General features: G+C 34.3%; 7 protein-coding genes. 5 read left to right on the forward strand and 2 right to left on the reverse strand.

Annotated features, from left to right (window positions below; genetic code table 11):
* Positions 1–597: 597 nt before the first annotated feature.
* The 5 genes from IPJ53_10145 to IPJ53_10165 all read left to right on the forward strand — a co-directional run bounded on the left by IPJ53_10145 (position 598) and on the right by IPJ53_10165 (position 12,706).
* Positions 598–5,517: a gliding motility-associated C-terminal domain-containing protein gene (locus tag IPJ53_10145; protein MBK7799464.1), complete on the forward strand. Its 4,920-nt coding sequence runs from the start codon at positions 598–600 to the stop codon at positions 5,515–5,517.
* 112 nt (positions 5,518–5,629) lie between these two features.
* Positions 5,630–8,356 carry a CotH kinase family protein gene (locus IPJ53_10150; protein ID MBK7799465.1) on the forward strand — a complete coding sequence of 909 codons (2,727 nt, stop codon included), beginning with the start codon at positions 5,630–5,632 and terminating at the stop codon, positions 8,354–8,356.
* A gap of 353 nt (positions 8,357–8,709) precedes the next feature.
* Positions 8,710–9,057: a hypothetical protein gene (locus tag IPJ53_10155; protein MBK7799466.1), complete on the forward strand. Its 348-nt coding sequence runs from the start codon at positions 8,710–8,712 to the stop codon at positions 9,055–9,057.
* Between the two features lie 432 nt (positions 9,058–9,489).
* Positions 9,490–10,761: a hypothetical protein gene (locus IPJ53_10160; protein MBK7799467.1), complete on the forward strand. Its 1,272-nt coding sequence runs from the start codon at positions 9,490–9,492 to the stop codon at positions 10,759–10,761.
* Positions 10,762–11,035: 274 nt separating this feature from the next.
* The gene (locus tag IPJ53_10165) at positions 11,036–12,706 is read left to right on the forward strand and encodes a formate--tetrahydrofolate ligase (protein ID MBK7799468.1); all 1,671 of its coding nucleotides are present in this window, start codon (positions 11,036–11,038) and stop codon (positions 12,704–12,706) included.
* A gap of 171 nt (positions 12,707–12,877) precedes the next feature.
* Here IPJ53_10165 and IPJ53_10170 read toward each other — a convergent pair whose 3' ends face one another.
* Together IPJ53_10170 and IPJ53_10175 are read right to left on the reverse strand one after the other, a co-directional pair.
* Positions 12,878–13,087 carry an alkylphosphonate utilization protein gene (locus IPJ53_10170; protein ID MBK7799469.1) on the reverse strand — a complete coding sequence of 70 codons (210 nt, stop codon included), beginning with the start codon at positions 13,085–13,087 and terminating at the stop codon, positions 12,878–12,880.
* 142 nt (positions 13,088–13,229) lie between these two features.
* On the reverse strand, positions 13,230–16,136 hold the full coding sequence (locus IPJ53_10175; GenBank protein MBK7799470.1) for a T9SS type A sorting domain-containing protein: 2,907 nt from the start codon (positions 16,134–16,136) through the stop codon (positions 13,230–13,232).
* Between the last annotated feature and the right edge of the window lie 17 nt (positions 16,137–16,153).

Raw genomic sequence — 16,153 nt, forward strand, 5'->3', positions numbered from 1 at the left:
TAAATAATTAATAATCAAATATTTACGAAGCATTTATCTTATTTGTCTCCCGATTTGTTATTACAAACAATAAAAAATAACAATGACTAAAAATTTAAAAGGACAAATATTTGAGCAGCATGGTTAAATATTCGGCTGTTTATATAAGGTTACTTATCGTATCTCCTCTCACAATACAATAATAATAATTGCCGCTTGATGATTTGATGTCATGAGCATTAGGGAATATTTTGTCTACTAATAATTAACTTTATTAATAATAACATCAATTCGTCTTTCATAAAGATAGATTATAAAAGCATCATCGATTGGAAGCAAATTGGTCATTTTCCGGTATATGTGTAAGAAAAACTATTGGATTCTTGGTTTGCATCAAACTAGACACTATAGTTTTGATGAGGCAGTAAAGTATGCTAGCAACTTTGATTTAATTGAGTTATTTGGTAATTTTGCTAACTGTTCATAGACATTTTCTGGTGCATTTAAATATTTTGTCTCCTACTTAAAAAAAACTGGTTATCAATATTAAATATTTGTTAACTTTATCTTGTCTACAAACTTTGTGTTTAAATACAGACTATAATTTAATACACATTAATGAAAAACCTAATTTTATCAATTAATCCATTTGACAATTTAAAAATTAAAATATTTGCATGCTATTTAATAATTACCATTTTACACCCAAATATAACCATCAGTCAAGCAAACTCTGAAACATATTGTGGTTTTGAGAAGGTATATCGCAAATGGTCCAACTCAGACACCAAAACAGAGGAAATAATACTTCAAAATGAAAGAAAATACCTTAATTACATAGAAAACCTTTCAATTAAAGAGCGCAGACTTGATTACCAGATCCCTTTAGTTGTTCACATTATTGCTCCTCCCGGATCACCAGTTGGAACCGGGAGCAATCTAACTGACTTTGAAATTTTAAAAGGTTTACAACTGCTTAATGATGCATTGGCTAATAAAAATCATTTCTATTCAGCGGAAGGGATAGATACAAAAATTAGTCTCTGTTTAGCCAGAAGAGATTCCAACCAAAAGCCTATATCCGGCATTTTCAGAATTGAATCTGATTTAGTCAATTCATTTGACTGTAATCATCCATCGACAGATATAAATTCAGACCAGGATCTTAAGGCACTTTCATTTCTTGACTGCGATCAATACTTAAATATTTGGCTAGTCACTGATTTGTTCGAAAATGGACTCGGATGCAGCCTAGCAGGATATGCTTATTTTCCTGGAGCCTTTTGTGGATTAGATGGAATTGTTGTAGAATCAAGATACTGGAATACAGAATCTGGGGTTCGGATAACCGCACATGAAATTGGTCATTATCTTGGCTTGCACCATACGTTCTTTGGAGGATGCAAAAATATCAATTGTTTTACTGATGGCGATTATGTTTGTGACACACCCCCTGATAACAGCGCACCATTTTCAAGTTGCAATATAAATTCATGTAATACAGAGGTGCCGGATGTCGTAGACAATAATGACAATTACATGGATTATTCAAATTGTTTTCCGTTTAAATTCTCAGTGGGCCAACTGAGTAGAATGATTTTTCATTTGGAAGAAACAAGACCAAAGTTGTTCAAAAACATCAATTGTCAGGGCGTAATTCCACTTGACGCCAACATAATTGCATTAATGGTTCCAGATTCTGTATGTGGTATACAAGTATGTCCAAAGTTTACAGTTCTAAACGTTGGAACGGATTATATTCAAACATTAAAGGTCGAATTTGTATTAAATGGCAATAGCCAATTTGTTGATTATAACTTAAATTTACCACCCAATGAGTTGATTGAATTAAATATTCCATGTGAAAATATAATATTATCCACAGCTGATATCAAAATAGAAATTAGCAAAATAAATAATGAAATTCCAAACTTTACTAATCTCAAATCAATAACAAAAGAGATTAAACTTTATACAATTCCAGAAATTAATATCATATCAATTGATAGTTGTACTTGTGGTAAAAATGGTATTGTAACTTTCGGCAATAAATTATCTGAACAAAATATCAAAGGAAGATTGGAGGGCCAATTCCAATGGCAATCTTCGTTAATTTTTTCAAATTTAAAAACTGGGCTCACAAAATTTGAATTTATCAATCAGTTTGGTTGTATTTCAAGCTTAACTATAAATGTTCCAGATAAATGTCCACCTTGTATTTCCGGAATAATAAATAAATATAGTCCTGTCTTTGACATTTGTAACAAGAACGTTGTTTCTGTTGAAGACCCGAAACTCTTTGATATTGGAAACAAAGTTCTAATCATTCAAATGCAAGGAGCTCAAATAGATGAGACAAATACAATTGACTTTGGTAACATACAGAATATTAGAAATTCGGGTAACTACGAAATCAATGAGATCGGTAACATCAATGGAAATAAAATTGGATTAAAATATGAGTTGGACTTTAATTACGACATAACAGGAACGGTTCAACTTATTTATATTCCAGTTTTTGATTCGGTTTCAGTTTGCAATCTAAGTTGCTTGCCCTTTGATGGAAGAAAAGGAGGGGTATTGATTTTCTTGGCAAACCATACACAAGTTGAGGGTAATATCGATGTTAGTGGCCTTGGATTTAGAGGTGGTCAAGTTGAGCATGCTCCAGACATTGTTCAAAATTTTAGATCGTTTTTCTCATCAAATAGTTTGGATGGGGGGAAAAAAGGAGAAGGAATTGCCAATTACATACTTGGGAAGCAATATGGTAGAGGAAAACAAGGCAATGCTGGTGGAGGTGGTAATAATCACAATACAGGTGGTGGTGGTGGCGCTTTAGGAGGTGATGGAGGTCAGGGAGGTTACTTTGATTTTTATCCTATCGCTCAAGCTTCACATGGTCTTGGAGGTTTAAAAATTGATTATCCATGTAGTTTTGGGAAACTGTTTATGGGAGCCGGAGGAGGTGCAGGACATAGCAATTTGCAATGCAGTGCTGGGTCTTCTGGTGGAAATGGTGGTGGAATTGTGATAATTAAAACTAACTCCTTAAATTTCCAGGCAAGTAATTTGAATTTAAATTCCAATGGCTCATCTAGTTTAGACTCTGATGTAACAAAGGGCAATAATAGAGACAAAGGCTGTGATGCAACAGGTGGTGGCGGCGCTGGTGGTACAATTTTGATTGATGCTACTAATGTAACAGGTTTTATTTTTAACACAAATACTAATGGAGGAAAAGCGGGTGATGTTTATTGGGTAACAACAGGTGTAAATGGTCATGGTATAGGCCAAGGTGGAGGTGGTTCAGGAGGATATATTTATTATGCCAATAATCCAATATCAACTTCCAACCCAAGTATGATGGGCGGTAATCATGGTTGGTTTTACGGATCAACACAAACTCCTATTAATTATGGGGCAACAAACGGTCAAAATGGAGCATATAAGACTCATTGTGAAATTTCATTTTCTTCAAAATTACCCACACCAATCAGTTTAAAATTAATCGCAGGTAATACTTTTTGTGATTCAAATTTAATACCTTACAAAATAGAAATTTCAGGTGGTGTCAAAAATTACAGCATTGAAATAAATTCAATACCAATTAAAATATCAGATTCCATTTATTTAACCAATAATTCCACAAACCTAATTAGAATAACTGATTTTTGTGGTTCAATATTAGACACCCTCATTATTGCTACAAATTTCTCTCCGTTATCTGATTCATTAATTTTTCTTCAGCATCCAGGATGCAATAATGTAGGGAGCATAATAATAAATGGGATAGGAGGATTACCTGATTACATCTACCGAATAAATAGCGGTAATTGGCAGAATGATGGCCATTTTAATAACTTAAGTAGCGGAACATACGAAATTGCTATAAGAGATAATCGTGGATGTGAAATCACTAAAACATATGACCTCGTATTTAAAAATATTCCTTTAATAGCAAAAATCGACAGCTATGACTTAGAATTAAGTTGTCTTGACAGTTTTTCATTCATTTCAATTTCAGTCAATCTAAACTCTTCAATCAATAATTATACTTTAAATGATAGTTTAAGACAAAACCATGGAAGATTTGACAATATAAAGGTTGGTAAAAATACTATTAAAATTACTAGTCCATTGTCGTGTGACTCAATTTTATTCGAGGTTTTAGTAGTATCTAAAAATCTTGATATCACTACATTTGATAGCACAACTTTTTGCCTCGGGGACACATTGATCTTTAATGGCCAATTAATTACCAATGCAACTATAATTAGAGATACATTTAAAAATTTACAACATTGTGATTCTATTGTAGTATTTAAAGTGCAAACAATAAATCCGAGCGTCTCAAGTTTGAACCAAAAAATATGCAAAGGTGATACCATTGAAATAAATGCAATCCAATATTTTAAAGAAGGATCTTATACCACAATGGAAACTAATCACATGGGATGCGATTCTATATTAACTATTTCGATTGCCTACTTAAGACAGGATACAATTCTACAATCAAGTAGAATTTGCTTTGGCGACACATTGTTTATCAACGGAAAGGAATACTTTTCATCCGGAGTTTACCAAATCAAGTCTAAGAATATTTTAGGATGTGACAGTTTGACCATACTTAATTTATCAGTAGGAAATTTTATACTAAACGATGTAAATCACAGTATATGTAAAGGCGATTCTGTATTAATCTCCAATAATTTTTATTACAATGAAGGAATAGTAAATGATACTATCATTCGAAAAAATCAGTGTGATTCTATAGTTACTCATCACATCAATTTTAACCCACTTCCAATTCTAAATAAAGCATTTTCTATTTGCAAGGGAGATTCAGTCAAAATAGGAAATAAATTTTACAATAATGCAGGCCTATATAAAGACACATTGAATCAAGCAGGCTCATGTGACAGTGTGTACATTAGTAATATATCGATATTGTCAAATTCTTTAGATTCAATTAATTCTCAAATTTGCGACGGTGAAAGTATTAATTTCAATGGAATTAGTTATACACAACAAGGGTTCTATTTTCAAAATTTTCTAAACCAATATGGATGTGATAGCTCCATTGTATTTTATTTAAAAGTAAACAATACATCTTCAGGATTTTTAGATACTACTCTATGTGAAGATGAGTATATTAAAATTGGAAATAATACAATAAAAATGCCCGGTGATTTTCAATCAACTTTTAAAAATCATGCAGGATGTGATAGTTTACTTTCTGTATCAATCAAATATAAAATTTGCCACAAAATAATTGCTCCCAATGTTTTCTCACCCAATGGCGATGCTATTAATGACAAATTTGAAATCTTTTATGAGGGTATTCGCACGATCAAAACTGAAATTTACACACGTTGGGGCGAACTAATATTTTGCACCAACGAAGCTAATAATTTCTGGGATGGAAAGTTTAATGGTATTCCTTGCAATTCTGGCACCTATGTCTATTTCTTTTCCGGCATTTTCACCAATGGAAAGCCATTTAAAATTTCAGGAGACCTGACTTTAATAAGATAGTTTATCCCAAATAACTATTAATTTTTAACTAAGTCAATTATTGATTTCTATTTTGATTTATTTCCTATCATTTCTTAAATTTGATTTCAATTAGTGTTTAAATGTATACCTGATGACTAGATTATTTCTGCTTTTAAATTTGATTTGTTTTAGCTTGAACAGCCAGGTGGTAAAATTAGACTCTTCAAATCTACCTATTTGCATTATAGATACTCGTGGAAAAACCATCGCAAATGAGCCAAAGATTCTGGCCCATATGAAGATCATTTTCAACGGTCCAGGTAAAATGAATTTTGTCAAAGACAAAAAGTACAATTACAATAATTTTATCGCAATTGAAGTCCGTGGCAACAGTTCTCAATCATATCCTCAAAAACAATATGGCATAGAACTCCGTGACAGTATTAGCGGAGATGACCTTGACACTTCGCTGATTGATATGCCTCAAGAAGAAGACTGGGTTTTATATGCACCTTACAACGACATCAGTATGATGCGAAATGTCCTCACTTATCACCTTTGGAATGAAATGGGTCATTGGGGTCCACGAACGAGATTTTGCGAACTAATCTTAAACAACGAATATGTCGGGATATACATATTAACTGAATCTATTAAACGTGATCAAAACAGGGTGGATGTCGCAAAGCTAAACCCAGAAGATATCTCTGGGCAAGAACTGACCGGAGGATACATTATGAAAATTGACAAGAGAAACAGTCCAACGGATCTCAGTTTTGTTTCCAAAATAAAATCTACTACCAATCAAGACATTACCTGGCTTTACCATTACCCGGACGCCAAAGACATTAAACCTGCACAACAGAATTATATCCGTAATTACATTGATACCGTGGAGCGATTAATAGCTTCACCTGGTTTTGCGGATCCTAAAAATGGTTATAAAAAATATTTGAGCTTAAATTCTTTCATCGATTATTTTTTGATCACTGAACTCTCCCGCAACATTGATGCATATAAGGCCAGCAGTTATTTTTATAAAGAAAAGCAAGAGGCTGATGGCAGCCAAGGCATGTTAAAGGCGGGACCAGTCTGGGATTATAATTTTGCATTTGGGAATGCTAGCTTTTGTTCAGGAGCACAAACTAATGGATGGATGTATGATGGTTGTATGCCTGCAACCTTGCCAACACCAATAATTTGGAGAAGGCTGTTGAGTGACAGTAATTATCTAAATCAAGTAAAGTGTCGTTATCTCGAATTAAGAAAAACAATCTGGGATACCAATTACTTATTCAAGTTTATTGATCACTATGCTTTTGACACTTTAGATGCAGCGCAAAAAAGACATTTTGCCAAGTGGAAAATTCTTGGAACAAATCCGGGAGGATTCAATGCTTATATTGCTGCTTCCTATCCTGATGAAATCAAACGATTGAAAACCTGGATTAAAAGTCGTCTAATGTGGATGGATGCAAATTTAGGTGGTCGCTGCATTCCTGACCCTACCATTGCAAAAATTGAAGTTCCTCTGGATCCAGAGTGTTTTAATGGTCAAAGGCCTAAAGTTCAAAAAACTCAGCCCTTCAACACAACTCCTTTTAATTATCAGGGTTTAGAAAAAATTAGTTTTATACCTCCTGATATAATTCGATGGGTGTTAGTAGAATTAAGGGATGTGGCTGATTCTTCTAAAATTATCGACAGACGAGCTGCTCTTTTGCGTTCAGACAGTGTTTTGGTGGATACTAACTTTACAGTCGGAGTGTTCTTTCCAAAAGCAATTTCCAATCTAACCTACTATTTGGTTGTTCGTTACGATGAATTTAGTTTGCTCATGAGTAAGGAATTTGTTAAACTACCTAACAATAATGATTATAATCTCAACAGAAATCACAAAGTTTTAAATATATCAAAAAACAGCTCGATCCTCTATAACTCCAAATGGATTGGAGTTGACACCTTTTACATTTGTCAAGGTCAGTCCATTATATTGAATGATTCAAATTTAATAAATGCTGGGTACTCTTTTGGAACTAATAATATTACCATCTCTTGGGATAAAACTAAAATCCTTACAACGCATAAATTTGAAATACTTTTTGACACAAACGGCCTTTTCCCTATTGAGGTATATATTAATTGCAACGAACATTTTGTAATTAGAAGTTTATTCTATGTAAATGTATGGCCAAATCCAAAAGCTTTAATTTTAGGTCCAGATGCTCTTTGTCCAGGTGACAGCACAGTGCTTAGCACGGGAAAATTTGCTTCTTACAAATGGAGTACCGGAGACCAAACTCAGTTTACAAAAATTTATCAACCAGGAAAATATGCCTTGACCGTAAGCGATGACCAAGGATGCATTTCAATACTCGAAAAGGAAATTTCAATATATCCAGAAATCAAAGGAAAGATTGTCTCAAAACCTAGTGACCTTCCTGGCTTTTGCAAACTGGTTTTTATAAGTGATGATCCAAATTCTAAGTATTCATATTTATGGAATAATGGAAATGTGACAGATTCAATTGAAACCAATGAAAAACTGGTCACATTGTTGGTAAGCGACAGCAATCAATGTACGAGTTCATTTATTTATAAGTGTGACCCACTAAGCACAACAGCTGGTTCTTATGTTGGCATTCAAATAATTCCAAATCCAAGCAATGGAGCTTTCACAGTTTTGGTTGAGGAGGTTTTCAGGAACAGCCAGTTAAGATTATTAGACCTTAAAGGAAAAATTGTGTTTAGTAAATATATTCCAATATCCGCTCATTATATAAACGTGAATACAAATGAACTTCCTTTGGGTTTGTATATACTTAGAATATGTAAAGACAATTTACAGATCAACAAGAAGGTATTGATCCTGGAGTAATAACTTATATTCAATTTTAGACGACATTCATCAATTCTGTTTTTAATCGGAATATTGTTATTGGCATCATTGATTTAGTTCTTTTTCCAACAATTATTTTATCCTTCATTTTTATAAACACAGAACAACTATTAAAGCAATTAAACAAAACACATTAAATTATTTCATAATATGTTTTAATTCCATTTAATGCTATCTATTTGAACATTTTTAATATATTAGTCAATATATTTATGTATTTGCCAAATAATATATTGACTATTATTATATTACTTATTTTTTGCATAAGTATGATTTTTTAAAATAGTCACGATAAAAATACACATTGGCATACTTTATGTGCTAATCTGTGTATGGGTATCAACATTCAAGAAATCAATAGAAAACATCTCCTGAGCGCAGATGTGGTATATAGAGTAAACTATGGTCTTTGCAGTCGTTTGGTAAATTTTAAGAACGGCATTATTTATCTGGAGGTCATGTTTACAAGAAAGTGGAAAAAATCCTATGATGAGACAACCGAAGAACTTGCCCATTGCTGGCGAAATTCCAACAAGGAGCTGGCAAAGGCTTTAGGCTGTAAAGTTTACATCGTAGATGCAAGGGAATATCCTTATAAAAAAGAGCTTTATCTTCATTCTGGAGTAGCAAGCTATGATGCAAAAAAAGGAATTCTCTTTGGAGACAATATACTAAATTAATCCAACTAAACTACAATACTAAATGTATAATCAGGATTAAACCCAATAGATTAAATGTATATTAGGTGCAGCATAGAGTCTCTATATAGTTTTATTAAAAAACACACCCACATACTTGCCATTCTTAGTTGCACTTTGTTGACTTATGCTATTAGGATTTTTATCTTTGATGGTACTGGTGATGATGGCGACAGCCTTACTCATTTTCTGATTGCAAAAAATGCAAGCACCCACACAGAATTATTTTTCGATCATTGGGGCAAGCCTGTTTATACTTTTTTAGCATTTCCATTTGCTCATTTTGGTTTTAAAGGAATACAGTGTTTCAACCTGTTGAATCTAGTCTTTTCTCAATCTTTACTGTATTTAATTGCAAAAAATTTAAGATTCAAATTTAATTGGTTGCCTTCTCTTTTCCTTGGCTTTTGTTTGATGAGCTTTAAAATCGTTCCATCCGGACTTACGGAACCTCTATTTGCAAATTTTCTGACTTTTGCTATCCTTGCTTACCTTTCAGGATGGTCAATTATCGCAACAATTTTTATTTCTTTCATGCCATTTATTCGTTCTGAAGGTTTGATAATTTTAATATTAGCATTAAGTTATCTACTCATAATCAAAAGGTGGCATGTTATTCCTTTTTTAACAATTGGCCATTTAGTCCTTGGATTATTAGGGATGAAATATTTTGATGGTGACTTCTTATGGACTTTACACAATGTGCCTTACCCAGTTAATGAGGGTTTTTATGGAAGTGGGGATGCTTTACATTTTATCTCTTTGACTCCAAATATGATTGGACCGACAATTACTGTTTTATTTATAGTTGGTTTATTATTAGTCATGATTGGTCATAATATAATATTGCAAAAATTGTCGAGTTTAAAATTTTGGATTTTAATCATCCTGGTAATCGGGTCAATCATTGGTTTTTATTTTTTTCATTCCATTGCCTGGGCAACAGGAAGATTTAACTCTTTAGGTTTGACAAGAGTTATGTTTGGTATTCTACCCATGATAAGTATTATTGCAGTGATCCCATTTGAATTTTTGGAAGAGGTTCAATTTAAATTGAATTTCAAGTCAACTCTGATATATAGCTTAATAAGTTTGCACTTATTTATGCTGTATAGCGGAGAATATTCATTAAAATGGAATGATTACCATCTTAAAACATCCCAAAACATCCTTGTAGAAACCGTTAAAAAATTGAAAAAATTTGAGCCGGATTATTCTCAAAGATTATTATTATATGATGCTCCATTTATATCCGTTTTACTCAATATTGATCCTTATGGAAATGGTTATGAACGATGCACATCGATTTTAGATAAAAGCAGGGTTTTTCCTTTAAATACAATAATAATCTGGGATCAATATTACTCTGGCATACATAGCAAAATTAACCTAGATAGTTTGGTAAATGACAACCGATTGGTATTTTTATTTGAAACAAATCAATATAATGAAATGGGTCAAAAGGAAAAATGTGCTGTTTTTAAGATTAAACCAGAATATACTCTTGATTATTCCTTGCCAGAAATTCATAAAAAACTTGAAGCAATTAAAGAAGATTTAGTTAGGGATATAACCTTTTTTCCAAAAGTAGAAAAGCAAGCATATAAACTTGGAATCAGCATTGATTCTTGTTTAAATCTAAATGCAAAGTATTTTCTTGAAAGAAAAAAAAAGGAAACATTCTAATAAATTAATTTAGAATGCTTTCAGCCCTGGTTCAACGCAACTTTTTATAGATCCCTGAAAAAATAACTAAATGCACACCAGTAAGCAATTTACAAAATCAAACCTAACTGATTTATTGAATCTTGCACTTTTTGATATCAAAATATCTTCATTTCTCTACATCATATTTTGGATAGATAGAATGGCTTGGCTCTTTTTGAAACAATTTAAACACATGCACTAAAATTGGATTAATTTTTGCAGTTTTGGGGCAAATTACCAAATAAACAGAGTTATGAATTCAGATATAGAAATTGCGCAATCCATTATCCCGCAGCACATAAGTAAAATTGCTCAAAAATTAGGCATCCCCGAAGACGATTTACAGTTGTATGGTAAATACAAAGCCAAGCTGCCTCTTGATCTTATTAATGAAGAGAAAGTAAAGAAATGTAAATTAATACTGGTTTCTGCCATCTCTCCTACCCCGGCCGGAGAAGGAAAAACAACTACATCTATTGGACTTGCTGAAGGTCTCAATAAAATTGGCAAAAAGACAACTGTTGTGTTAAGGGAACCTTCACTCGGCCCAGTCTTCGGTATTAAAGGTGGAGCCACAGGAGGAGGTTGGTCTCAAGTTCTACCAATGGAAGACATAAACCTGCATTTTACAGGAGATTTTTCAGCAGTCGAGAAAGCCCACAACTTATTGGCTGCCCTTATTGACAACAATATTCAAAATAAAAAATATAGTTTGGGAATAGACCCCCGCACCATTGCCTGGAAGAGAGTCATGGATATGAACGACCGGTCTTTGCGTAAAATCACTATTGGCCTCGGAGGAACCGGCAATGGCATTCCACGTGAAACAGGTTTTGACATTACAGCCGCTTCAGAAATCATGGCCATCCTTTGTTTGTCAAAAGACCCTGAAGATCTCAAAAGAAGGATGGGAAATATTTTCATAGGTACTACTTTGGATAGAAAACCTGTTTTTGCAAGAGATCTAAAAGCTGAAGGAGCCATGGCTGCACTGCTAAAAGATGCAATTAAACCAAACCTTGTACAAACCATTGAAGGCAACCCAGCCATCATTCATGGTGGACCATTTGCAAACATAGCCCAGGGCACAAATACCATTATTGCTACTAAAATGGGTATGTCTCTTTCTGACTATGTTGTGACTGAAGCAGGATTTGGTTTTGACCTGGGAGCTGAAAAGTTTCTTGATATCAAATGTCGCACTGCAGGAATTTCACCTAATGCGGTAGTAATTGTAGCAACTGTTAGAGCTCTTAAATACCATGGCGGCCAATCTCTTAAGACATTAAATGAGATCAACCCCAAAGCGGTGGAAAAAGGTTGTGCCAACTTAGAAAAACATTTGGAGAATGCGAAAGCTTTTGGACTTCCTGTTGTAGTGGCGATTAATCGTTTTGACAAAGACAGTGATGAAGAATTAGCTGTTATTAAAAATAAATGTGAGGCTTTGGGCGCAGAGGCAGTTTTCTCAGAGGTTTGGGCTAAAGGAGGAAACGGGGCGATTGAACTCGCGACCAAAGTTGCGGAAAAAGCCGATCATTGGGACAAACCTTTTGTACCGGTTTATGAGTGGGATTGGAAACTGGAAGACAAAATAGAGGCAATAGCCACAAAAGTATACGGTGCCGGAAGGGTTGAGTATTCAGGTGATGCCAAGGCAGATATAAAACGCATTAACTCATTAGGATTTGGAAATTTACCGGTCTGCATGGCAAAGACTCAGAAATCATTGTCCGACAATCCGGATTTAATTGGCCGCCCCAGAGATTTTACACTGACCGTACGCGAAATAGAATTGGCCGCAGGAGCAGGTTTTGTAGTGCCCATCACCGGAGAGATGATGCGTATGCCTGGACTTCCAGACACTCCGGCTGCTGAGTCAATAGATATAGACATCAATGGCAATATAAAAGGCCTCTTCTAGGTATATAGATTGCCTTAAAAGTACAACATGTACTTTTCAAGCATTACAGGATAATAAAAGAAATCACCTAAAAGGTGAACTCATTTTAGCTGCTGGGGTAAGTAATTGCTTTGAAGCAAAACCTATTAAAGCAATAATCAACTACCTTACATTAAATCAAATAATTTGAAACTAGGCCTTTTTCAAGAATTCAGTGCGAAGCACAATACTCGAGCCATTTATTTTGCAATCGACCTCGTCTTCATCTTCGGTTAGCCTTATGTTTTTAACTTTTGTGCCTCTTTTTATAACCTGAGAAGACCCCCGCACTTTAAGATCTTTAATGAGGGTTACTGAATCCCCGTCTACAAGAATATTCCCGTTACTGTCTTTTACTTCCATAATTTTCTCTTTACAAAAACAGATAAATCTACAATCTATTATGAAGCTCAAAGATATTAAGGCAATCCAATTAAATCCCTTAAAAGTAAATTTGAATCATTTGACTATATAAGTCTGGGATACCATGGCAATCAAATTAAGTTTAAATCTTGATTACCTTAACTACACCAGTAAAGTCTTTATTCGCAATTCTCATCAGATAAACAGATGAATTTAAAGCACTGAGATCCACAAAAATCTGATTACTACCAGATCTAATACCAATCTTGTGTGATTGCAATACTTGACCGGAAATATTCATGATTTGTAAATCAGCAGTATTTTGCTGACCTACTGCCTGAAAGTTTAGCTCCACACCATTGCTTGTTGGATTTGGCTGAACCAATATTTTGATATCGTTACTGGATTCATAGGTTGACAGCGGTACACAATCAACCACTCCTGATTTTAACAAGCCACAACCAAATGCATCTACCAGCTCCACAGAATAGGCCTGCAGATGTTCGAGAGTATCTCCGGGTTGATTGCCAAGGTACTTAATTCCCCCTGCTCTTGAGCTGCCATTAACCAACAACATAGCCTTACCACTGGTACGGTTAAACTCATCACGTAAACAAATATAGCCAACATCAAGCGCAGGCCTTGAAAAGGCGCAAGAATCGAATTGACAATTTATTATACCTTTTAACTCCTGACTGCATCCAGCCTCATCTATAACCTTTACTGAAAAAGATTGGCCAGTTTCCAACAAATCATCTGTTTTGTTGCCTTCAAGTGTAAAATTACCCAATTGACCACTGACATCCACTTTCAATTTTGCTCTTAGCAAAGTGTCAATACAATCATAAGCAAGATCAATTTTTAAGGCAGATTGGGAACAATCGAACGGTGGACAATAAATTTTCCCTTCTTCAATCACATAACATGAATCTGAATCAATTACAATAATTTTATAAACATCTCCATGTTTCAGAAAACTACCATTGGCAGTTCCATAGAAATAATAAGCCCCACTGCCCCCTTTTCCATTTATGTTCAAAGAAACTTCTCCGGTTTGTCGTCCGATACTGTCTTTTAAACAAGTAGTGATTAATTCAATATCAAGTGTAGAATTTTTACAACTGGTGGGAGATTTACAATTTACTTCCAATGAGGCAAAATCTCTGCAACCTTTAGAATCTTCTACAAAAGCTTCTATCTTTTGGCCGGGATAAAAAACCTCAGTGGATTGCGGACCAGTATAAACATAATTACCATTACCGCCTTGAACATCATAACTTACTTTACCTAAAACACCATGTAAACAATCAAGACTTAAATTCAGGTTTAATTTTTCGAATGAAGGGGTTTTACTTAATTCATCTATTCTTACACAAAGATTTCCCTCCCCAGGCTTTAATGGATAGGTTGAAGCTATGATCTGTAAATAATAAGTCAAACCAGGGGTTAAATCCGTCACTTTAATAAATCCGTCACATGGATCAGGAGCTTGTCCACATTCGCGCTCAATTAATGCATTACAAGCTCCTCCATAAATTGCCCAATGATAAACGAACTCAGCATCAATATGTAATGCCACAGACCTTTCTGCGGGTGCTACAAATTTATACCATACATCAGGTGCTGAATAAACAACACACGATGGTTTTACTGTGCTCAGGTTGTTATTTTCAAACAGTATGCTGGTGCAATTTTTATTCAATTCAAGTGAAGTTGCAGTTGCACACAAATCATTGAGTGGTTTTGTGCTGACTTTTTCTTTGACCTGAAGACACAATTGACCCTCCACAGTAGCAAAATAACCTGAAATTTGAACAAAATATTCTGTGCCTGCTTTAGGAGTAAAGCTAAGTGTGTTGCCTAGATCTTCTACTGCCACCTCTTGAAGTGCAGTACAGGATCCTTTAAACACTGTAATAACATCTGCAAAATTTGCTTGAGTAACAATTTCATGAACCTGATTTGAAACTGCAACAAAACTATACCACACATCTGCCCTTGATCTGAGATTTGCAGAAGGTAAAGTTGATTCAATTCTTGCATTCAAGTTGCTTGCCTGGACACAAGCTCCGTTTACCTGAACCGTAATTTTATCGTTGCATAAATCATGAGCTGGCCGTAGTCTATTTTTAGGAATTGGTTTAATTGAAACACAATGCGTTCCTGTTTCTGCGCCAAAATCATTTATTTTCCTACTAAATCTCAAGTAGTAAGTTTTACCAACTGTAACATTTAATTCTAATTGCTCACCGATAAACCCAAACTCATCCTTATTGGTACAAGAAATTGATTGAAGAGAATTACAGGTCCCTTCAAAAACACTCAACACATTGTTGTAAGAAGAATTTCCAGTAATTTCCAACAAACCGGTGAAATCCGCTACGTATTTATACCAAACCGCATTTGTATATTCTCCACTGCAACTCACGGTGACTGGTTGTGTTGATATATTGGCTGCAATATGCCCGGGAATGCAGTTTTCATTTGATTTTAGTGTGATGGATCTGTTACAATCATTATTATCCGGACTTAGAATGAAATTATCAAAAACTATTTTGGTTCCAAAATCATTGGAGTTTGACTCATAATCCAATACAAAACTCACCAGTGTTACAAAGGATGGAATGCTGAGTACAACGCCAATTGATGTATAATCCCTAAATTCCGTTGGAAACGTCCTGACAAGAACATTTCCACTTCCTATATTCATGTATAAATTCAAATTAGAAGCAACAGGCTTGAAGTAGAGCATATCAAATGCTACATAATATCGATCGTATCCACCAATCTTAAATGCAGGACTGACTAATTGAAATTTTCTTCTGGCATTGTCTGTTCGGTCTAATTGTTCATACCCAACCATGCACCGTCCGTCCGGTATAACCATTTGTTTGTTTTCCTGAATGTTGAATCCATAACTTCCTAAAAGAGATTTTTGACTCCAACCTAGAGGCAAAGTACAATTACTAAAATTTTCTATGCTCACTGGATTCTGACCAAAAACAGGAAAAGTCAGTGCAAACAAAAGAAAGAAAATATTTCGTTTCATATGTTTCATTTGAAATA

This window comes from Candidatus Vicinibacter affinis (assembly GCA_016714365.1).
Lineage (GTDB): Bacteria > Bacteroidota > Bacteroidia > Chitinophagales > Saprospiraceae > Vicinibacter > Vicinibacter affinis.

Coding starts and splice junctions, on each gene's coding strand:
- IPJ53_10150 (MBK7799465.1), top strand. CDS start 5,630: ATGACTAGATTATTTCTGCTTTTAAATTTGATTTGTTTTAGCTTGAAC.
- IPJ53_10165 (MBK7799468.1), top strand. CDS start 11,036: ATGAATTCAGATATAGAAATTGCGCAATCCATTATCCCGCAGCACATA.
- IPJ53_10170 (MBK7799469.1), bottom strand. CDS start 13,087: ATGGAAGTAAAAGACAGTAACGGGAATATTCTTGTAGACGGGGATTCA.
- IPJ53_10160 (MBK7799467.1), top strand. CDS start 9,490: ATGAGCTTTAAAATCGTTCCATCCGGACTTACGGAACCTCTATTTGCA.
- IPJ53_10145 (MBK7799464.1), top strand. CDS start 598: ATGAAAAACCTAATTTTATCAATTAATCCATTTGACAATTTAAAAATT.
- IPJ53_10175 (MBK7799470.1), bottom strand. CDS start 16,136: ATGAAACGAAATATTTTCTTTCTTTTGTTTGCACTGACTTTTCCTGTT.
- IPJ53_10155 (MBK7799466.1), top strand. CDS start 8,710: ATGGGTATCAACATTCAAGAAATCAATAGAAAACATCTCCTGAGCGCA.